19 protein-coding genes and 1 tRNA gene are annotated in these 21,540 nt (G+C 42.0%); 11 read left to right on the top strand and 9 right to left on the bottom strand.

Annotated features, from left to right (window positions below; translation table 11 throughout):
• Positions 1-2: 2 nt before the first annotated feature.
• From sirB1 to AB6N04_RS07765, 3 genes are read left to right on the top strand one after another with little or no spacing between them, the layout of a single operon-like run.
• Positions 3-812: an invasion regulator SirB1 gene (gene sirB1 / locus AB6N04_RS07775; protein ID WP_369311315.1), complete on the top strand. Its 810-nt coding sequence runs from the start codon at positions 3-5 to the stop codon at positions 810-812.
• A gap of 45 nt (positions 813-857) precedes the next feature.
• Positions 858-1,712, top strand: coding sequence for a 3-deoxy-8-phosphooctulonate synthase (gene kdsA, locus AB6N04_RS07770; protein ID WP_369311314.1), 855 nt, complete (start codon positions 858-860; stop codon positions 1,710-1,712).
• 11 nt (positions 1,713-1,723) lie between these two features.
• Entirely contained in the window at positions 1,724-2,626 is a 903-nt protein-coding gene (locus AB6N04_RS07765) for a TIGR01212 family radical SAM protein (RefSeq protein WP_369311313.1), read from the top strand.
• A gap of 173 nt (positions 2,627-2,799) precedes the next feature.
• Here AB6N04_RS07765 and dauA read toward each other — a convergent pair whose 3' ends face one another.
• From dauA to AB6N04_RS07735, 6 genes are all read right to left on the bottom strand, one after another.
• Positions 2,800-4,533, bottom strand: a complete 1,734-nt coding sequence (gene dauA, locus AB6N04_RS07760) for a C4-dicarboxylic acid transporter DauA (protein ID WP_369311312.1) — start codon at positions 4,531-4,533, stop codon at positions 2,800-2,802.
• Positions 4,534-4,819: 286 nt separating this feature from the next.
• Positions 4,820-5,221: a hypothetical protein gene (locus tag AB6N04_RS07755; RefSeq protein ID WP_369311311.1), complete on the bottom strand. Its 402-nt coding sequence runs from the start codon at positions 5,219-5,221 to the stop codon at positions 4,820-4,822.
• Complete coding sequence (locus AB6N04_RS07750; RefSeq protein ID WP_369311310.1) at positions 5,221-6,558, bottom strand: phosphatase PAP2/dual specificity phosphatase family protein; 1,338 nt, start codon at positions 6,556-6,558, stop codon at positions 5,221-5,223. The genes AB6N04_RS07755 and AB6N04_RS07750 overlap by 1 nt, the downstream gene beginning before the upstream one ends.
• Before the next feature lie 195 nt (positions 6,559-6,753).
• Positions 6,754-8,520 (bottom strand): bifunctional alpha/beta hydrolase/class I SAM-dependent methyltransferase, encoded by a 1,767-nt coding sequence (locus AB6N04_RS07745; protein WP_369311309.1) that lies wholly within the window; start codon positions 8,518-8,520, stop codon positions 6,754-6,756.
• Positions 8,521-8,529: 9 nt separating this feature from the next.
• A complete protein-coding gene (locus AB6N04_RS07740) occupies positions 8,530-9,153 on the bottom strand; it encodes a CDP-alcohol phosphatidyltransferase family protein (RefSeq protein WP_369311308.1) in 624 nt (207 codons plus the stop codon).
• Between the two features lie 233 nt (positions 9,154-9,386).
• Complete coding sequence (locus AB6N04_RS07735) at positions 9,387-10,190, bottom strand: helix-turn-helix domain-containing protein (protein ID WP_369311307.1); 804 nt, start codon at positions 10,188-10,190, stop codon at positions 9,387-9,389.
• A 154-nt stretch (positions 10,191-10,344) separates the two neighbouring features.
• Here AB6N04_RS07735 and AB6N04_RS07730 point away from each other — a divergent pair, with 154 nt between their 5' ends.
• The 5 genes from AB6N04_RS07730 to AB6N04_RS07710 all read left to right on the top strand — a co-directional run bounded on the left by AB6N04_RS07730 (position 10,345) and on the right by AB6N04_RS07710 (position 16,538).
• Entirely contained in the window at positions 10,345-11,295 is a 951-nt protein-coding gene (locus AB6N04_RS07730) for a 4-hydroxyproline epimerase (RefSeq protein WP_369311306.1), read from the top strand.
• A gap of 11 nt (positions 11,296-11,306) precedes the next feature.
• Positions 11,307-12,554, top strand: a complete 1,248-nt coding sequence (locus AB6N04_RS07725) for an NAD(P)/FAD-dependent oxidoreductase (RefSeq protein WP_369311305.1) — start codon at positions 11,307-11,309, stop codon at positions 12,552-12,554.
• Positions 12,555-12,571: 17 nt separating this feature from the next.
• On the top strand, positions 12,572-13,438 hold the full coding sequence (gene dapA, locus AB6N04_RS07720) for a 4-hydroxy-tetrahydrodipicolinate synthase (protein WP_369311304.1): 867 nt from the start codon (positions 12,572-12,574) through the stop codon (positions 13,436-13,438).
• Between the two features lie 10 nt (positions 13,439-13,448).
• Positions 13,449-14,933 carry an aldehyde dehydrogenase gene (locus AB6N04_RS07715; protein ID WP_369311303.1) on the top strand — a complete coding sequence of 495 codons (1,485 nt, stop codon included), beginning with the start codon at positions 13,449-13,451 and terminating at the stop codon, positions 14,931-14,933.
• A gap of 87 nt (positions 14,934-15,020) precedes the next feature.
• Positions 15,021-16,538 (top strand): alanine/glycine:cation symporter family protein, encoded by a 1,518-nt coding sequence (locus AB6N04_RS07710; RefSeq protein WP_369311302.1) that lies wholly within the window; start codon positions 15,021-15,023, stop codon positions 16,536-16,538.
• A gap of 8 nt (positions 16,539-16,546) precedes the next feature.
• Here the strand turns inward: AB6N04_RS07710 and AB6N04_RS07705 are convergent.
• Positions 16,547-16,634 (bottom strand) — tRNA-Ser (locus tag AB6N04_RS07705).
• 335 nt (positions 16,635-16,969) lie between these two features.
• On the opposite strand from AB6N04_RS07705, the gene ghrA reads away from it, so the two are divergent.
• Both ghrA and AB6N04_RS07695 read left to right on the top strand, forming a co-directional pair.
• Entirely contained in the window at positions 16,970-17,911 is a 942-nt protein-coding gene (ghrA, locus tag AB6N04_RS07700; RefSeq protein WP_369311301.1) for a glyoxylate/hydroxypyruvate reductase GhrA, read from the top strand.
• A gap of 157 nt (positions 17,912-18,068) precedes the next feature.
• Positions 18,069-18,620, top strand: coding sequence for a molecular chaperone (locus tag AB6N04_RS07695; protein ID WP_369311300.1), 552 nt, complete (start codon positions 18,069-18,071; stop codon positions 18,618-18,620).
• 131 nt (positions 18,621-18,751) lie between these two features.
• Here AB6N04_RS07695 and AB6N04_RS07690 read toward each other — a convergent pair whose 3' ends face one another.
• Both AB6N04_RS07690 and mdtH read right to left on the bottom strand, forming a co-directional pair.
• Entirely contained in the window at positions 18,752-19,312 is a 561-nt protein-coding gene (locus tag AB6N04_RS07690) for a lipoprotein (protein ID WP_369311299.1), read from the bottom strand.
• Positions 19,313-19,350: 38 nt separating this feature from the next.
• Positions 19,351-20,556, bottom strand: coding sequence for a multidrug efflux MFS transporter MdtH (gene mdtH / locus AB6N04_RS07685; protein WP_369311298.1), 1,206 nt, complete (start codon positions 20,554-20,556; stop codon positions 19,351-19,353).
• Positions 20,557-20,950: 394 nt separating this feature from the next.
• On the opposite strand from mdtH, the gene rimJ reads away from it, so the two are divergent.
• Complete coding sequence (gene rimJ / locus AB6N04_RS07680) at positions 20,951-21,538, top strand: ribosomal protein S5-alanine N-acetyltransferase (RefSeq protein ID WP_369311297.1); 588 nt, start codon at positions 20,951-20,953, stop codon at positions 21,536-21,538.
• Positions 21,539-21,540: the final 2 nt, after the last annotated feature.

Genomic DNA, 21,540 nt, shown 5'->3' with positions numbered 1-21,540 from the left:
TAATGAAAACCATAGCGAATATTGAATTTAATCAACTCCCCTTAAGCGAAGGGATTATGACCGTTTCTCAATGTATCCGTCATGATTTCCCGTTGATGAAAGTCCAAGCGCAATTAGATAACCTTGTTTTATCTGCGAAAGCGGCTATTGATTTACACGCTGATCATGAAACCAAAGTGGAACAACTGATTTCCTTATTTTATCAACAATGGTCATTTGGGCCAGCGCAAGGTATCTATGCATTATCGGATATGCTGTGGCTTGACAAGGTAGTCGCCTCTAAGCAAGGTACGCCTGTCACTCTCGGTGCCATTTTATTATATATTGCACAGCACTTAGATATTGATATCCGACCTGCCATTTTCCCAACTCAGTTATTAATTATGACTGAAAAGCAGGATGGAAAACCGTGGTTTATTAACCCAGCCAATGGCGAGTCTCTATCTATTCACACCCTAAATATGTGGTTAAAAGGAACAGTCGACCCCTTTTCTGAGTTTTTCCAAGACCAGCTCGATGTCGCAGAAAACAGCGTCGTTATTCGTAAAATCTTCGATACGCTAAAAGCGGCATTGATGGAAGAAAAGAAAATGGAAATGGCGTTGAAAGTGTGTGAAACGTTACTGACACTAGATCCTGAAGACCCGTATGAAATCCGTGATCGTGGGCTGATATTGGCACACTTAGATTGCAATCATGTGGCATTAAGTGACCTCAATTATTTTATTGAGCATTGCCCTGAAGATCCTGTATCTGAAATGATCAAAATTCAAATTTATTCATTGGATGACCATCCAATCGTATTACATTAATTAACGTATAGACAGATAGCCTGTCTTAACTTTAAGGGTAAGAGAATGCAACAGAAAGTAGTCAATATTGGTGATATCAATGTCGCGAACAACTTGCCGTTTGTGTTGTTTGGTGGAATGAACGTCCTTGAATCTCGTGATATGGCAATGAAAGTGTGCGAGCACTATGTGACGGTAACGCAAAAATTAGGTATTCCCTATGTTTTTAAAGCGTCATTTGATAAAGCGAATCGCTCATCTATCCACTCTTACCGTGGTCCAGGCCTTGATGAAGGGATGAAAATCTTCCAAGAGTTGAAGGAAACTTTTGGTGTAAAAATTATTACCGATGTGCACGAACCTGCACAAGCTGCCCCCGTCGCTGAAGTGGTTGATGTGATCCAATTACCTGCCTTTTTAGCGCGTCAAACCGATTTAGTGGCGGCAATGGCAAAAACAGGCGCCGTAATTAATATTAAAAAGCCACAGTTTATCAGCCCGGGGCAAATGGGAAATATCGTTGAGAAGTTTATCGAAGGCGGCAATGATAAAATTATTTTGTGTGACCGAGGCGCAAACTTTGGTTATGACAATTTAGTCGTTGATATGTTGGGCTTTAATGTGATGGTGCAATCATCGAAAGGTTGTCCTGTCATTTTCGATGTGACCCATGCTTTGCAATGTCGTGACCCATTTGGTGCAGCATCAGGTGGTCGCCGAGCTCAAGTGGCTGAGTTAGCCAGAGCGGGTATGGCCGTGGGGATCGCTGGGTTATTCCTTGAAGCGCATCCAGATCCAGATAACGCCCGTTGTGACGGCCCATCTGCCTTACCGTTAGATAAATTAGAACCTTTCTTAAAGCAAATGAAAGCGATTGATGATCTGGTGAAAGCTTTCCCTGAGTTAGACACTAGCCGTTAAGTTTGGCGTAAATGCAACTTACTGAAGTCGTTTCCATGTTCGGCGCTGATCTCCAGCGCCGATATGGCGAAAAAATTTATAAAATTACATTGCATGGGGGCTTTAGTTGCCCAAACCGCGATGGTACCCTTGGTCGAGGGGGGTGTACCTTTTGTAATGTGGCCTCTTTTTCAGATGAGCGTCAATCCAACCAGACAATTAGTGAGCAGATCTCTCACCAAATTACCCGTATTTCCCGCGCAAAACGTTACCTTGCTTATTTCCAAGCCTATACCAGTACTTATGCAGAAGTTCACTTACTTAAACAACTGTATGAAGAAGCATTGCAACAAGCCGATATCATTGGTTTATGTGTTGGCACCCGTCCGGATTGCGTACCTGATGTTGTTTTGTCGCTACTCAGTGAATACCAGCAGCAAGGTTATGAAATTTGGTTAGAACTTGGCCTACAAACTGCCCATGACAAAATATTGCATCGCATTAACCGTGGTCATGGGTTTGATGCTTATCAGCAAACAACGCAAAAGGCGCGTCAGCTTGGTTTAAAAGTGTGTACCCATTTAATCTGTGGCTTACCCGGAGAGAATGCGCAGATGAATATGCAAACCTTAGAGAAAGTGTTGGAATGTGGAACTGATGGTATCAAGTTACACCCTTTACATATTGTAGAGGGTAGCGTAATGGCGAAAAGTTGGCGAGCAGGGCGTTTATCAACATTATCCTTAGATGAATATACCGCCATCGCAGGGGAAATGGTTCGTCATACGCCGAAAGAAATTGTTTATCATCGCATTAGTGCGAGTGCGAGGAAGCCAACACTGCTAGCGCCGCAATGGTGTGAAAACCACTGGGTTGGCATGAATAATTTATATCAGTATTTTTTACACAATGGCGGGCAGGGATCTGCATTGTAATCGCTTAAATTAAAAGCGAGTATAAAGCTAACGTGTGGCTGTTGGCCTGTGAAAAGGCTGCTAAGTCAGTAAGAAACTGTTTGTATAAATGAGCAATTATTGATGAACAATACAGGAAAATAGAGGGTAAACCACCACCACGTTGCTCAGTGGTGGTGGGGTGATTATCTCAATTATGCGATTTTTTCACCTTGGTTAGCATTTAATTGTTTAGCTTGTTCAATAGATTTAACCGTTTCTAGCGCATTATCGATGGAGTTGTGGAAGCTTAGCACACCATCGATAGGCGTCACTTTAGCGCGAGCTAAGGTTTTAAGTGGTTGGAATGGGATATCACAAACCATCACATGGGTATCTTTTCGCACTGCATCAATGAATTTTTCAAAGGCTTCTAATCCCCCGGCATCCAGGACTGGTACTGCATCCCATTGCATAATGATGGTTGCATATCCTGCACTTTTCACCCGCAATTCATCGAAAATACGTTCTGCTGCGGCAAAAAATAGTGGACCATTAATGCGTACTACTAAACGGCTATTTTCTTCATCAGTGTCAGAAAGTTGGGTTGAACGTGTCATATTGGCGATACGGCGCATAAATAACAGCGATGCCAACACGATACCAACAGTAATTGCAATCACCATATCAAACAGAACAGTTAAAGACATACATAAAACGAGAACAATAATGTCGTCTTTAGGTGCACGTTTAATTAAATATACGACTTTGCCAGCTGCACTCATATTCCATGCCACAATTAACAATAATGCAGACATTGCTGCCAGTGGTAAATAAGAGAGCATCGGTGCTAACACCAATAAAGTCAGTAAGACTAATATTGAGTGGATCACTGCAGAAATTGGTGATGTCGCTCCCGCACGGACGTTAGCCGCGGAACGAGCAATTGCCGCCGTTGCGGTGATCCCACCAAAAAATGGTGCAGCAATGTTACCTACCCCTTGTCCAATCAATTCACTATTGGAATGGTGTTTTTTACCCGTCATGTTATCGAGTACAACAGCACAAAGTAGTGATTCAATAGCACCAAGCACAGCCATTGAAAATGCAGCCGGCATAAGTGCGGTGATCATTGCCCAGCTAATTGGCGCACTGCCAGGAAGTTCCCAAGGTAAAATAAATTGCGGCAAAATAGGGGGAATACCACTCCCTTCAGTACCATCAGGAAGAAAATAACTGAATTCAGAACCGATGGTTGCGACTTCCATACCAAATAGTGAAAGCACCCACATAACGAATGTGCCAACAATAAGGGCGGGTAAGTGCCCTGGAAATTTTAACTTTAACTTTGGCCAAAAAATTAAGACAAGCAGTGTGGATAAACCAATTAGGGTGTCACTGTATTGAAACGTTGGAAACGTATTACCGATGGCAATCAGTTTATCAACATAGTTCTCTGGAACATGATCCATGTGCAAGCCAAAGAAATCTTTGATTTGCATGGTCGCAATAGTAATGGCAATTCCCGAGGTAAAGCCTAACGTTACTGACACAGGGATATATTCAATAAATTTGCCAAAGCGGGCGAAGCCCATAGCAAGTAAAATTATGCCAGACATTAGTGTGGCAACCAATAACCCACTAAGTCCAAACTGCTGTGAAACGGGATATAAAATAACAACAAAGGCGGCAGTAGGCCCTGAAACGCTATAACGAGAACCGCCAGTAATGGCGATAATTATGCCCGCGATAGCTGCGGTATAGAGGCCATATTGAGGGGGAACACCACTGGCAATTGCTAAAGCCATCGCTAATGGAATGGCGATGATCCCAACAGTTATACCCGCAATTAAGTCTTTCACAAAACGTGCAGCGGTGTATTTTTCTTTCCAGCAGGAATCTATTAATGCGCTAAAAGGGCGCAACCTATTAATATTTTTTGTACTCATTATACCCTACCAAATAACAGGGTGAAAAATAAACGAAAATGTACCTATTAGGATACACTTAGCTAAGCTCAAAAAATCTGTTATGTATCAATGATACGCCAATTATCATAACGTTTTCAGTAAGAAAAGTAAAAACCATCTAATTTATAAGGTGAATGTCATTATATTTTACGAGTATTAAAATAATGACCGAAATATATTCGGTAAATAAATATTAAGTTAATAATATTTTAAGTTTATAACAGCGATAAATTATAGGTGACAAAATAAAGATTAATCTAATCCTTTATAAGGTTATTACAGTAACTAATAGCCATGCCCAAAGAATAACAACCGACAACACAGCACGATTAAACAAGGTCTTAGTACCTTGCCAGCGTTGTACCATTGTTCGATTGATAGTTTTTTTAGGTATCAAAATACGCAGTGAATAATCAAAGGCTTCTGTCGTTCCTTGCTGATAAATGATGTTAAAAAAATGGTTATCAAGCCATAAGCGATAAATATAATAGTGGTTAATAACAAATAAAATAATACAAATAAATAGAGAATACTTTTCGCTGCTTATGCCGATAAAAAGGCTTAGTTGGCAAATTAATCCTAGCACCGAGGCGATGGCTAAGTAGGACCAACTTTTAGTCAATATAAGGATGACTTCCCCACAATTTTTATCAGTAAGTTGGCTCATCAACGGTTCCTATTGATATGATAGTGTATAAACCAATCATTTAATTGCTCCTTAGTGGCTGCATTTAAAACCACTTGCGGCCTAGCATGTTCAACTATTTTGACAGCGCTATCAATGGATTGTGCATCACCATGATGAACTAACCAGGCAACAGCTACAGTGGCACTGCGTGAATAGCCCAGCTTGCAATGAATATAAACAGCACCCTGTTGGGCTAGGTTATCCATTTTGTGGACAGCTTGCTCAATGTCTTTTGCGCTCAGTGGTAACAAATCGATTTGCGGTTGGCTACAATATTTTAGCCCGTTGCTAAAAGAATTGCGTGACCATTCGCAAGTCATGTCTAAAACTGCTGCGGTTTGCAACGCATAAAGCGGGCGGCCTCCCAAAACGATATGTTGGTTAACCATGCTAGGTTGCCTGCAGTGCTTTGCATAGTAATGATAGGTTCCCCAAGCGATAAGGCGATAAGGCAATAATAAGATAGCAGCGGACGGAGAAATCTTCCCTTCAGGGGTTTTTTGAAAAACAGTTGCCCCTGCACCTAAGTAGCCGAGGGTAATAAATAATAAGGCGACTGCAGGCCACAATAAGACCCAAGCAGCGCCTTGGAAAACAAATGCGAGAACAAAGCAGGTGATTGATCCAAGACCATAATTTTTGCTCATTTTAAAACTACGAGGCGAGCCAGTGTAATTCCATTGCCAGCGAGTGTTGATAGGTAATAAATAACTGACAAGCAAGCCAACCGCAAAGCCGGTAATAACATCAATAAAATGGTGCTGCCAGGTTGTGAGGACAGACACTAAGATCAACACGGACCATCCATGAAGTAGCCAACGCCATTGTATTGGTGTATGAGCACGAAAACGTAACCAGAGGAGCCAGAGCAAAATGATATGTAACGAGGGAGCTTGGTTAAACGGCAGGTCGAAAAGTTCTAGGCTATCAAACATCCAACCAAACGCACCATCCGTGGAGGGGCGCGGAAAACTGAATTTAAGCGGAAATAACAAAAATCCAACGCAAGCGAACAGGGAAGCTAAAATAAGCCTTAACCCATGGATTGTTTGCTCACGCAGTGTGGTGCAAATAAATAATGATAAACCATAGAATAGGTCAATGCTCCAATAGGGAATAATCGTCCATGGAAGAAAAGGGATATGTTTTTCCCAAGAATAAACAACAGAAGGCACATCGGCTAAGGTGGCCGTGTAGTTGTTGACCTGCCCATAAGTGAGAAAGAAAAAGGGGGCTAAAAAAATCAGCCACAGTAGACCAAACAACACAATTTGTCGTTTAGATGATGGCTTAGCGAGTTGTTGGAAGGCAGTCATCGTCCTTTACAGTATTCCTTAGTGTCCTAAACGTTATTAGGGAAAATCGTCGGTACAGCAATGCCTATTTGTAGGCAGAATATTACACTGACAACATAGGGCTTTATGTATCAGAAGCAATAGAGACGAGTAACATTGGTTGAATTGTGGCTGGCGGCATTAACGGCGACCAACCACAAGGAACCGATTAGAAAATTAACGGCGTCTCGCTATTGATACACTGAAGATCCCCCAGTTATCAATCGATTGGTTTAATTTTTCGAAACCAGCTTCATCGACTAACGCATCCATTTCACCTTGGCTACGACAACGCATCACCCACGCTTGGCCCCCTTGGTGACTTGGTAACACACGGGCGATCATTTCCACTTGCGGGTGCCATGGCTGGCAAGTATAAATAAGCAACCCGCCGGATGGGATCGCACGGGATAACCCATCTAACGAAGCTTTAATCAATTGGTTGCTAGGAAATAATTCGTACAAACCGCTTACGATACCTAAAGTAGGGGCTGGCGTCACTGAAGCTAAATCATCGGCATCGAAGGCATTCCCTTCTACAAAATGGATTTTATCTTCAAGGAAGCGTTCTTTAATGTGTAAACGGCCTTGCTCCACATTAACAGGGCTGTAATCGCGTAGCAGAACAGATTCAACTTTACCATAATCGTTAATTGCATCAAAGATATAGCGACCTTGACCAGCAGCAATATCCATAATTCTCACGGGTATATTGTTATCGGTTAACTCGCGAATGGCTTGGCGTAAGGTATTTTCAATATTGACTTTACGCTGGCGGATCCCTTGCCAGCCAATACTGTTGAGGTATTGCCTGTCAATTATACGACCGAATAGGCCTTTGCCCTCGGCTTTATCACGGTAGACATAATCTAATGTCGAACCAGAATCAAAGCCTTTATCATAACCGATACGAATACCTTCAGAGGCTTTACCTAAGGTACTCATTGATTTGCTCATAATCTTAAAGGCAAGATTTTTGGGACACCATTTTGGGAGTGGGGTAGCGAGTTTACGATAATTTTCTGCACTAGTGCTCCACGTATCTTCATATTGATAATCGTGTTGATAGACAGGGAGGCTAAACAATTTACCAATAAAATCACGTATTTTTTCGATAGGAATATGACGTTCTTTTTCACCTAAAGTATCGTGATAAAACCCGGGTAAGACGTGCTTTTCCTTAATGGGGGTATTTAATCGCTCAAAAAACTGATGCTGTGGGCGGTGGTGAACGACATGGTCACTTCCTGATATAAATAATTGGGTAGGTAGGGTTATCGCACCTGCATCAGCGACGACTCTATCTGCCGTTTTATATAATTCAAGTAGAATATTGACGGCAATAGGGCGAGTGATTAATGGGTCGTGGTTAAATGAATGAATACGTTGTTCATCATGGGTGAGGAATTTCGCTTTTACATAGGAATTTACATAAAACAGCCCACGCATTTTTTGCATAAGAGCTAAACCTGAGCGAGCAAAGGGAACATACAGCTTGACTTTAAAAGCCGGCGAAGCAAGCACCATCCCGCGAATTTTGGGCGCATAGTCATGTACCCAGGCAGATACCAACACTGCCCCCACGCTTTGCCCAATAACAATGATATTCTCTAAGGGAATTTGGTATTGCGTTGATACATATCGAACAAATTCATCAACATCATGAATTGATGTGCCAAGGGATGGGCTATAACCTCTTGGGCCTTCATTGCGTCCATGACCTCGAGCATCCCACGCAAACATAGCGTAGTCAGGGAGATTTAATTCATCAACGAGGTGGGCTACACGCCCTGAGTGCTCATGACCTCGATGGAATAGAATGATGGCTTTATCTGTTGGCGTTTCGGTTGGCCAATGGCGATAAAACAGTGGAGTTTGATCGCTGGTGGTAAATTGCGATCCTAACATAGGACGTTGCGTCAGATAGTCTGTCTGAGCGTTCATAATTATTCCTTAATTATTATCCGAAGACGTGCGAAGCTCATCCAATGCACGATGGATACGGTTATAGCAGGTATACAATAACAACAACGAAAGAAGAACAAACAGATAATTTATCCAGCCTGCAAACTGTAGCTGAGGAAAAATCGCGATAAACAGCCCAAGAGCGCCAAAAATAAAAGCGCGGTCACTTTTGCCAATAGGGCCGTCGTAGCGCCGAGATGCACCAATTCCTTGAGCGGTGACACCAATAAACTCAGTCAATACTGAGAGCAGTAAAATAAGTAGGATTAACCAAATTGAGTGGGGAAAAATAATGGCGAACGGGAGATATAGCGCGACATCAGAAACGACATCACCAAGCTCATTAAGTATTGCTCCTAGGTGGCTTTTTTGCTGGTATTCCCGCGCTAACATGCCATCAATAGCATTAAGCGCCATACGGATAAACAACACAAAAGGGAGCAAAATAAACAGATGTGGGTTTGGGAAGAAAAACAAAACTAATCCGACAATAACGGATAGCAATAATGCCGCCAAGGTCACTTGGTTTGCGGTGATCCCTGCATCAAATAATTTACCGACTATTGGGCGAAGCAGATCTTGAAATTTCGGTTTCAGATCATAAATGGTCATTTTCTATCCTTTTTATGACGTACAATAGTGTTTTGCTTTGTGATATATCAATACGCTATTCATCAACAGCCGCAATAAGAGCTATCTTAAGTTATAACCTGTTACTTAGGAATATAGATGAGGGAGTAAGGTGTTTGATTGGGCTAATTGTTTGAAATATTAGGAAAAATAAATTATAAACGGAACTTAAACAAAGTTTGTTTTAGATTAAATAAAAACAATATGATGCTCGATCACATCATTATTTTTTGCTTATCAAGCGTCGAACGCATACGTTTAAACTGACTGGGTGTCATGGTGGTCATTTCTTTAAATTTACGACAAAAAGCACTGTGATCGGTGTAAGCGCATTTTATTGAAATATCGGTAATTGAAAAGTCATCTTCCAATAACTCAATAGCATGTTCGAGGCGTTTTTTTTGAATATATTGCTGAGGAGTAATTAAAAAGATCGCTTTAAATTGACGATTTAATTGTGAGAGTGAAAGCCCTGAAATATTAGCAAGCTCGGTTATTTTAATTGCAGTATTAAAGTGCTCACTGATATAGCGTTCGACAAGGCTAAGTTGATTATTAAGTTTTGGACTCACTGATTTAATATCTTGTAAGTCTACCGATATTCCGGCTACCCCAATTACTTGATTACGTGTGTTAAATATCGGCACTTTCGTGGTTAAACACCAGCCGAGCAAACCTGCTTTATAGAGATGCAGTTCAAGTTTATTAATTACACTGATTTTCTTTTCCATGACCAGATAGTCTTGTGAGCTATAGCTTTGCCCTAATTCAGTATGGAATAACTCTTCTGCACTTTTACCAATCACTTCATTAACACCACTCTTTTTGCATCGAATCGCCAAATTATCATTAGCAAGCAAATAGCGTGCATTATGGTCTTTCACAAAAAAAGTCACATTGGGGAGTGTATTAATTAGAGGCATGACTAAACCGAGATGATTAAGTAAAACATCAATGTTATCAACAGGGAAAAGCATATTTTCCTGACTGATTAATAATAACTTATTTAAATTAATCATGCTGCGCCCCCAAATATTAAATTATTGTTACTAATTTTCTTAAATATTTTTAGATTGTGCAGAAAAACGCATAAGTTCGATGAAAAGATATTAAGATCTATTAACACAAATCAAGCAATCTATTAACAAGTCAAAGTTAATAGGGTGCTAATCGATGCAATCTGAATATTCAAAAATTGAAGTAATTGATTCCCATACGGCAGGGGAGCCAACACGCTTAGTGATTGATGGATTTCCGCATTTAGGTGACGGAAGTATGGCTGAGCGCTTGGCAATACTGCGTGATAGGCATGATGAATGGCGTAGAACGACAATCCTTGAACCGCGTGGTAATGACATCTTAGTTGGTGCTCTTTTGTGTAAACCACAAAACCCAAAGGCAACTGCGGGGGTGTTGTTTTTTAATAATGAAGGCTACCTTGGGATGTGTGGGCACGGGACGATAGGATTAGTCGCTTCTTTGCATTTTCTTGGCAACATTTCATACGGAAAGCACCTAATTGAAACTCCTGTTGGGGATGTCATGGCAGAACTGCACAACGATGGCAGTGTGAGTATCCAAAATGTGTATTCATATCGTTATCGTAAGGCTGTGCAAGTGAATGTGCCGGGCATCGGTACTATCATCGGTGACATCGCGTGGGGGGGGAATTGGTTTTTTCTTGTAGAAAACTCACCAGTTTCGATTGATGTTAAACACGTTAAATCGTTAACAGAAATGTGTTTAAAAATCAAACAAGCCCTTATTGACCAAAATATTTTCGGTGAAAACGGGCAAGAAATTGACCATATTGAATTATTTGGCTCACATCCGACAGCAGACAGTCAAAGCTTTGTGTTATGTCCTGGCGGTGCTTATGATCGCTCGCCTTGTGGCACAGGTACCAGTGCTAAATTAGCCTGTTTAGCCGCAGATAAAAAACTCGTCGCAGGGGAAATTTGGCATCAGGTCAGTGTGATTGGTAGTCAGTTTCAAGCCAGTTTCCAGCAAGCGGATGGAGGCGGAATAATCCCTACAATCCGAGGAAATGCCTACATTAGTGGGCGAAATACATTGCTGATTGATAAGTATGACCCATTTCGTTTCGGTATTTCGGTAGCGTAAGGGGGAAGGGGATGAAGCATCAATATTCAGTCATTGTTGTTGGCGGCGGAATTATCGGTTTAAGTATAGCGCTTACCATACAAGCGAATGGCACCGATGTTTTACTGATTGATAAAAATGAAATTGGTTCAGGGGCATCTTTGGGTAATGCGGGTCATATTGCGACAGAGCAAGTTTTCCCCATTGCAGATCCTTCTGTTTTAAAATCAATCCCGAAAATGCTTCTCGACCCACTCGGTCCATTACGTTTGGATTGGCGTTATTTATTACCGCTAACACCTTGGATGTTAAAGCTATTAGCTAACATGAGACATAAGCCGTTTACTCACATCCACCACACCTTAATGAGATTAAATAGTGCCGCTTTTGATTCGTGGCAAACGTTTATTCAAAAATGGCAACTCAATGATCTGGTTAAAATACAAGGTTCATTGTTAGTGGCTGAAAAAAAGGAAACGTTAGAAAAGCTTCATCTGCATGGCGAGTATTTGCAAAACATTGGCGTGCATAATTCGGTTCTCAATCAATCAGCGTTACTTAACCGCGAGCCCGCACTCGCAACTAATCAACTTGGAGGGTTATTTTTCCCAAAAACTGGACACGTTGTTGATTTAAGTGAGTTACATACAAAGCTCACACGATCATTTGTTGAATTAGGTGGAAATACACTCACCCACTGTGAAGTCACCGCGATATCTTCTACATCGAATAAAGAAGCCACAGTTACAACAACACAAGGCAAATTTACTGCACAAAAAGTGGTTATTGCAGCTGGCGCATTTTCCAAATCATTAGTCAAAATGGTTAGCCGCATAAATGTGCCGCTCGAAACGGAACGGGGCTACCATTTAATGCTACCGCAAGAGCAAGGGCGTTTGAGTATCCCTGTATCCAGTATGGATAGGCGCTTCATTATGACGCCAATGGCAGGCGGTTTGCGCTTAGCGGGTACCATTGAATATGCAGGGTTAAAGCGCCCAGCCAATATGCAGCGAGCACGCCATTTTTTACCACTTGCTACGCCTATGCTAAAGGAACCATTAAATGATGCGCAATCAACACAATGGATGGGTTTTCGACCATCTACATCCGACTCATTGCCAGTCATCGACAATAAAGGTCCTTATATTTTTGCATTTGGGCACCAACACTTAGGGGTAACACAGGCAGCAATTACGGCAGAGATTGTTAATTGCTTTATTCATGAGCAGCCGATGACTATCGATTGCCCCCCTTTTTCCATTAAGCGATTTGTTTAATTTTAAGGAGAATTCAAATGAATTTTCATGGCATTCTTGTTCCATTAGTGACACCTTTTCACTGTGATTACTCATTAAATATCAGTGCATTAGCTGACTTGGCAGAGCAACTTATTAACCGAGGTGTCACAGGGTTAGTGGTTTGCGGCACCACAGGGGAATATTACGCGTTAAATGAAGATGAGCGCAAAACGGTTTTAGCAACGGTAAGCAAAATAGCGAAGGGGCGCGTAACCTTGATAGCAGGTATTAATGATTTATCAACAGAAGGTGCGATTGCCCGCGCAAAACAAGCAAAAGAGCTTGGATATGAAGGTTTAATGCTATCACCTCCACCGTATAGTTTGCCTGATCAGCAAGGGGTATATGGCCATTATAAGAAAGTGGCAGAGGCGACGACACTCCCGATCATTATGTATAACTTCCCAGCGCGTATTGGTATCGAAATTGAATATGAAACGGTCGTTAAGCTGGCTGAAATCGATAATATCGTCGCAATCAAAGAAAGCAGTGGGGATTTTAGCCGTGCATTACGTCTATTACAGACACCGTTTAATAACTTTGAAGTGATTTGCGGCTGTGATGACCAACCAGTTGATTTCTTTTTTTGGGGTGCAAAAAGTTGGATAGCAGGCGCAGGGAATGTGTTCCCAGCAGAGCAAGTCGCTATTTACAAAGCTTCGCAAACAGGGGATTGGCAAGAAGCGAAGAAAATAATGAATGAAATATACCCAGCAATTTATTCCATGGAATCCGGTGATTATAACCAAAAAGCGAAAGCAGGTTGTTTAAATGGCACGTTTAACGCAGGCCCTGTGCGTTTGCCATTAACGAACTTAGCAACTGAAGCTAGAGAACAATTTATTAAATTAATCAAACGGTAAGGGTATAACAATGGGACTAAATCAACAGCAGGTATTTGAGCTCGCTAAGCAAGGGAAATTGTGGGCAGGCCATTTAATCGATGGAGTGAATGCTAATCAGTCTAAATTAGAAAATCGCACACCGATTGACAATAGTATCATTGGGTATATTGCAGACGGTGAAGCAACGGATATTGATGCGGCGGTGAAGGTGGCGCGCGATACCTTTAAGAATGGCTCGTGGAGTGCACTATCGCCTCAAGAGCGTAAAGGGATAATGCTCAAATGGGCGGATTTAATTGCCGAACACAGTGAAGAACTCGCCGCACTTGATTGTATTGATGCGGGAAAGCCAATCACCGAATGTCTCAATACCGATATGCCTGCGACCCTTGAGACTTTTTATTGGTATGCCGAAGCGATTGATAAACTCTTTGGCAAAATCGCACCTACAAGCCAGCAAGAATTAGGGCTAATTGTTAGGGAGCCCATTGGTGTTGTTGGCGCTGTTCTTCCATGGAACTTCCCTGCACAAATGTTTGCATGGAAAGTTGCTCCCGCCCTTGCTATTGGTAATTCCGTGATTGTTAAACCCGCGGAACAAACGTCACTCAGCGCTTACAGAATGGTTGAATTGGCATATGAGGCGGGTGTACCAAAGGGAGCATTAAGTTTAGTTTGTGGATTAGGCGAAAAAGTTGGTGAAGCGCTTGGGCGCCACCCTGATGTGGATATCGTGTCGTTCACTGGCTCAACGGAGGTAGGGCGTTTATTTCTAACCTATTCTGCACAAAGTAATTTAAAAGAGATTGTTCTCGAATGTGGGGGGAAAAGCCCACAGGTTGTATTTGAAGATGCCAATCTTGATAGTGCAGTTCCTCATATTATGGCTGCAGCTTTTTGGAATATGAGTGAAAACTGTAGCTGTGGTTCTCGCTTAATTGTGCATGAAAGTATTAAAGAAACATTATTGGCTAAGCTGGCGGTTGCCGCAAAAGAGTGGAAAATCGGTGATCCGAGACGATCGGATGTGTCAATTGGGCCAATGGTCGAAAAAGCGCATTTTGATAAAGTGAAAGCATTTTTAGATATCACAAAGCAAGAGGGAGGGAAGCTTGTTACTGGTGGTCAAATTCATCACGAAATTGGTTCTGGATGGTACATCGAACCAACTATTTTCGATAATGTGACGCCGGATATGGCACTGTTTAAACATGAAGTCTTTGGGCCTATTTTAGCGGTAACATCATTTAAAACCGAAGAGGAAGCAATCGCATTAGCAAATGCGACACAGTATGGTTTGGCTGCCTCATTTTATAGCCAAAACGTACACCGAGCCATGCGTGTTGCTCGCCAAATTAACGCGGGAACAGTGTCAGTTAACGGTTTTAGTGAAGGCAATATCACTACACCATTTGGTGGTTTTCGCCAATCTGGTTTTGGCGGCAAAGACAATGGGTTAGAGGCTTTTGAACAGTATTGCCAAACAAAAGTTATTTGGTTTGTTCATCAATAAATCACGTTGACCTGAGCTTACAACGCTCAGGTTTTTTTTACCCTGCAAACACGCAATAAACAATTACAATAACGAAGGAGTACAAAAATGGAAGCCATCGTTAATACTATCGTTGGTTACATCTGGGGTAACGCACTGGTGTTCTTATCACTGGGGGTGGGACTCTACTTCACTTTAGCGACACGCGGCGTACAGTTTCGCTACCTCATTAAAATGATTTGTTTATTAAAGGAAAATAAAGCATCCAAAGAGGGGATTTCATCCTTTCAAGCCTTTTGCCTAGCATTATCAGGTCGTGTTGGAGTAGGTAATATTGCTGGTGTAGCAACGGCGATTGCAGCGGGAGGCCCAGGCGCTATTTTTTGGATGGTGGTGATGGGACTATTAGGTGGCGCAAGTGCATTTATTGAGTCCACGCTTGCCCAAATTTATAAACAGCGTTCAGATGATCAGTATCGCGGCGGTTCTCCTTATTATATTGAAAAAGGGTTAAAGCTTAAGCCATTTGCCATTATTGTTGCGGCGGTAATTTGCTTATCTTACGGTGTATTAGTACCCGGTATTCAGGCAAATACCATTGCTGATTCTTTCCAAGCTTCGTTTAACCTTCCTCCATTGATAACCGGGGCAATTGTTACGGTATTAATGGCATGGTTAATCTTTGGTGGCGTAAAACGTATCGCGAGTGCGGCGGATAAAATCGTTCCTTTAATGGCGATAGCCTATTTAGTGATGATGGTGATTATTTTGACTAGCCACTATGAAAAAGTACCAGCAATGTTTAATTTAATTTTCCAAAGTGCATTGGGCATGGATGCAGTGTTTGGGGGGATTGTAGGGACTGCCGTATCTTGGGGAGTTCGTCGTGCGGTATTTTCCAATGTTGCGGGAGCGGGGGAAGCGACGTTTAGCTCGGCGGCCGCAGAGGTGAGCCATCCCGTTAAACAAGGACTTATTCAAGCATTCTCAATTTATATTGATACCGTCGTGGTTTGCACGGCATCAGGTTTAATGATCCTTGTCACTAATATGTACAATGTCTTCCCCGATGGTTCAGCGACAGCGCTAGTGGAATATATACCAGGAGTTGCTGCGGGAACGGCATGGACACAAATGGCCGTTTCGACAGTGTTTACTTCCGCAGGTTCAGGGTTTGTGTCGATAGCGGTATTTTTGTTCGCATTCACCACATTGATGGCTTATTACTATATCGCTGAAACCACAATTGTTTACCTTGACCGCAAGCTGGCATATCCCGTATTAAAGCTGATACTTAAATTTGTGTTCTTGATTATTGTTTTTATGGGAAGCGTGCAATCAGTAAGTTTGATGTGGAGCTTAGGTGATATTGGGTTTGGCAGTATGAGTTACCTAAATTTAATTGCGATAGTTTTTCTCTCTAAACCTGCACTCAGAGCACTACGAGATTATGAAAGACAGGAAAAACTAGGCGTTGACCCTGTGTTTAACCCAACAGTTGCTGGAGTAGAAAATGCAGAATTATGGGAGGACATTAGCCGTGAATATCACGAACAAGGCATTGGTATTAAGCAAAAGAGTAATCAAAATAAAAGAAAATTACAGATAAAAGAAGAGGAAAATTAGAAGAAAAATGGCGGTGAGGGAGGGATTCGAACCCTCGATACGTTGCCGTATACACACTTTCCAGGCGTGCTCCTTCAGCCTCTCGGACACCTCACCGTTTTTTTTAACTTGCTGCAAACCAGAGATAAATCCTGCTGTGCAACGGGGCGCTACTATAGGGAAAATAGCGCCTTGCGTCAACTCCCTATTTATTCTTTTTCTTACTTTTATGGCTGTTTAGCTAAATAAAAATCAATTTGATTAATATCTAATCTTAATTGTGGCTTGTTAAGGTGAATCATTTTTTTTAAGTTAATTAAAACAGCAAGGATTAATCATAAAATTCGTTATCGAGTTAACAAAATCCTTAATGAAAGTGTTCTCGACGGCGGTATGGACTTGAAAATAAACGCCATTGCGCACACTCTGTTAGAAACCTAAGAGGAGTTGCCATGAATATTTTATTTTACCACCCATTCTTTAATTCAGCACAATGGATTGAAGGTATGCGTGCTAGATTACCACAAGCGAATATTCGCCAATGGGAAAAAGGGGATAACCAACATGCCGATTATGCGATGGTGTGGCTGCCACCCTATGAATGTCTTGCTGGGCGTAAGGATCTGAAAGGCATTTTTGCGTTAGGTGCGGGTGTGGATGCAATCTTAAAACAAGAACAAGATGCGCCGGGGACTTTGCCCGCAGGTGTACCGGTTATGCGCCTTGAAGATACCGGTATGGCTATTCAAATGGAAGAATATGCCTGTGCAAAAGTCTTGGCATACTTTCGCCGTATGGATGAATATCGCCAATTACAATCACAGCGCCAATGGAAGCAACTTCCTGCATATCAACACGATGAGTTTGTGATTGGTGTGATGGGGGCAGGGGCTTTGGGGCAAGCTGTTGCGAAACGCTTAGTAAGCTTTGGTTTTCATGTAAGAACGTGGAGCCGTTCTGCAAAACAGTTCCCTAATATTAAAAGCTATTATGGTAACGACCAACTTTCAGCGTTTCTTTCGGGGACTCGTGTGGTGATTAACTTATTACCAAGCACACCAGAAACGGTTGGGATTTTAAATCAGTCGCTATTTAGCCAATTGCAGCAAGGGGCTTATGTGATTAACTTAGCCCGCGGTGCACATTTAATTGAGCAAGATTTACTTTCTGCATTGGATACTGGGCAGGTTGCAGGGGCGGCATTAGATGTATTTGCCAGTGAGCCTCTATCCCAAATGCACCCATTCTGGACGCATCCTCGTATTTCGATTACACCCCATGTGGCCGCATTCACTCAACCTAAAGAAGCCATGGACATGATTGTCAGTAATATCAGGCGTATCGAAGCTGGTGAGGCACCTGTTGGTGTCGTTGATATGGAACGTGGTTATTAATTATTTCTTTGAGAAAACGGCAAGCGGCTTGTGACTTAGCCGCTTCAAACTCTCTTCTGTTTTTCTTCACTAATAGGTTTTCTATTTTTTCGGTATACTTAACTTAATGGTTTGAGTCACAGTCATGTGGCTACTGATATTTTAATAGGAAACCCGTATGAACGAATTTTCAATTGTCTGCCGTATTTTAGGGACATTATTTCAGCGCAGCGCTAATGATGACCTCGTCAAACCCCTGATAGAGTTGATCGCGCAGGATAAATTGAAAGCCTCTTGGCCGCTAGAGCAAGATGAATTATGGTCGCGCATGGCAAAAGGGATGGATATCAAGGCGGTTAGTGCTGATTACCAAGCTCTATTTGCGGGTGAAAAACCCGCAGTGTCAATGTTAGCCAATGATTATGATGGAGAGGTGACTGAAGCTGAAATCCGTGAGTTTTTAACGGTTAGAGGTATGACCCTCACGGACGCACCAGTAAGCACATTTGGCGCGTTATTACTTGCTGCATCTTGGTTAGAAGACCAAGCCGCAGAAGATGAAACTGCCGCACAAGAAGAGTTGTTTGATAGCTATATTCTCAGTTGGTACGGCGCGTTTTTAGGCAAAGTTGAAGCCCATGCTTCCACGGCATTTTATCGAACATTAGCGCAAATCGCCCGTGATGCGGTGATTGCGTTACGGGATGAATTAGATTCAGAAATAGAATGATTGTGACGCTGTCACTTTTTTGAAGGCGTTAATAAATAGTATTGATTAATATTTTTGATTGAATTAAAAAGGCAACAGGTTTACTTGTTGCCTTTAATGCTTTTATCAATCGAAATAATTTATGGTCAAAATCAATCCACTAATGGAATGACCAGTTTACCCGGTTTAATTTCTAGCCCTTTAGCCAGTTTTTTTGCGGTTGCTTCCGCAGCGCCATTATCTGGATTGAGGACATACACGGGTTGTGTTTCAAAGAAAGTTTCAAGGGAACTATTTAAGTAAGGGATCACCGCTGACATAGCAGTATCCATATTCTCTGGCATCACTTTATAGTTGCTAATATTCAATTCTTTTAAGTAGATAGCACCTGTTTTCGCGTCAAAAATAGGACGTGCGGTTAAAGTTAGACTAATTTGTGCTTCAGCTTTGCCAATTAAAGAGTCTAACTTAACGGTGGCGTCCCCATTTAACGCAATTTTTCCCGGCTCACGGCGACCAATTTCAGATTTTAAATTCGCCAGTTGGATATCCGCATCCGCAAGCCCAGAAATTCCCACTTTGTGGTCATATTTCACTTTATTAGCAAGGTAACTATTAATTTGAGACTCACTAATACTGAATTCAGATAATTGACTACAGCCAGTAACGAGAGTGATAAAACCCACCATTGCCGCCAAAAAAAACCTTTTCATAATGACTCCTTTTACAGTAATACCGCTAGTTTAGCGCATTACTGACCACTCAACATGACTGTTTCAATTTTTTTACGATTAAATTGCTTGTGCAGCGCCCACAGAGTGATAAAACCGATAATACCCAATAAAAACCACGGCAATTGTGGCATATTCCATTGGTGACCAATATCGTACATCCAGCCACCACCTGTATAGCCGACAGCACCACCTAAAGCAAGACCAAGACGGCTAAAGCCCATATAACTGCCACGTGCGCGAGGATCGGCAAGTGAAGCACTTAAGGTTTCACGAGCAGGATCGGCGGTGACGGTACCCAAATAGAATAAGCAAATTAGCGCAAATAACACATTCAACGAAGTCGTCATACCAATCGGGAACATGCTTAAACTCATTAAAAAAAGCCCCGCCATTAACCGTTGTTCAAGGCGAAAATGTTTTTCACTCCAGCGTGCAATGGGGTATAGCAAGGTAAGTGAAATCGCAGCTTCAATAGCATACATCCATTTTACAGCGGTTGGTGTCCCTGCTAACTCATTGACAACAATCGGGAACATTAACATTACTTGTACTGAAAGCATAAAGTAGCCTGCTAAGGTCACGACATAAGTGACAAAGCGTTTGTCTTTTAAGACGCGACTCATGCCTTCTTTAATGGGGGTTCTAATGGTTGAGATCCGGTAAGCAGGTAACAGCCATGCATTACAGATGGCCGCAATGATAAACACCGCAGCGCCCACCCAGCACACATAATGAAAATCATATTGAAGTAACCAGCTACCAATTAACGCTCCAATAACGGCACCCGCACTATCTTGCATTAATAACAGCGAGTAAAAGCGTCCGCGTTCATAGGGGCGAGTGAGTTTGATAACAAGCGCTGTTCTTGGGGGATCAAACAGCGTGCCCCCCAAAGCTGAAAGGACGCAAGATAGCCACAGTACCCAAGGGTCATAGGCAACCGCCATAATCGCAAAGCCGCTGGCACGTAAAAGCATTCCAATAACAATCATTGGTTTAGCGCCAAATCGGTCAGCAATAGCACCGCCGAAAATCCCTAAGCCTTGTTGAACAAATTGCCGTAGACCTAAAGCAAAACCGACGACAACAGCAGCCCAACCTAATTGGTCAACAAATCGAATTGAAATCAAAGGAAAAACGACAAAAAAGCCGAGGACAACGAGCATGTTGTCGAGTAAAAGAAAATATTTACCAAGGCTTCTTGCCCGTGACACCTGTGCCATGACACACCATTAAAAAATCGCTAAGAGAGGAATGTTCTATAATGTTACTTGTCAATAATATCAGTATAATAGCGGGTAATAGATGATATTTTTTTATCGAGGTTGTCGTCACCGATCGATGATTTATTTTTATCGATATGATGGTTACCCGATGTTACACCTCAGCATAGCTGGCTACACTTAGTGACCTAATCATATCCTTTGGGTTCTTCATAGGGATAACCGTATTCGCCACTTTGTAGTCATGGAAACGACTTGAGCATTAATAAGCTATTTGAAAGGCAACTGATTTTAATGCTTATTGATAACAGAGAGTGCTACACTTTGTTGTCTAACTAACGAATAACGATACAGCTGGAAAATCTAGCTATTTTTAATTAATAAAGGGTTAACGATGTTTGGTTATCGCTCAAATGTACCGAAGGTACGCCTGATCACTGACAGAATGATTATTCGTTTGGCTTATGAGCGAGATAATTATCGACTGGCTGATTATTACAGCTTAAATAAAGACTTTCTGACCCCTTGGGAGCCGACTCGGGATAACTCACATTATCAGCCTGCTGGGTGGCTAAATCGTTTGCAAGTGATGAATGAAATGCATCGCGACGGCAGTGCTTTTCATTTCCTATTATTAGATAAAGAGGAAAATGATGTTATAGGCGTAGCAAATTTCAGTAATGTCCTACGCGGTTCGTTTCATGCGTGTTACTTAGGGTATTCACTGGGCGAAAAATGGCAAGGGCAAGGGCTGATGTTCGAAGCGTTAACCCAAGCGATCCGCTATATGCAACAACAGCAAAAAATGCATCGTATCATGGCGAACTATATGCCTCATAATATACGTAGTGGCAATCTATTAGCCAAACTTGGCTTTGAACGTGAAGGCTACGCAAGGCAATATTTGCAAATTAATGGTGAGTGGCGTGATCATGTACTCATGGCGCTGACGAATGATGCGTGGGCAACCAATAAAGCGTAAAC

It is taken from the genome of Providencia rettgeri (assembly GCF_041075285.1).
GTDB classification, from domain to species: Bacteria; Pseudomonadota; Gammaproteobacteria; order Enterobacterales; family Enterobacteriaceae; genus Providencia; species Providencia rettgeri_G.
The sequence above is the reverse complement of the archived record's forward strand: the minus strand, read 5'-3'. Positions and strand labels throughout refer to the sequence as shown.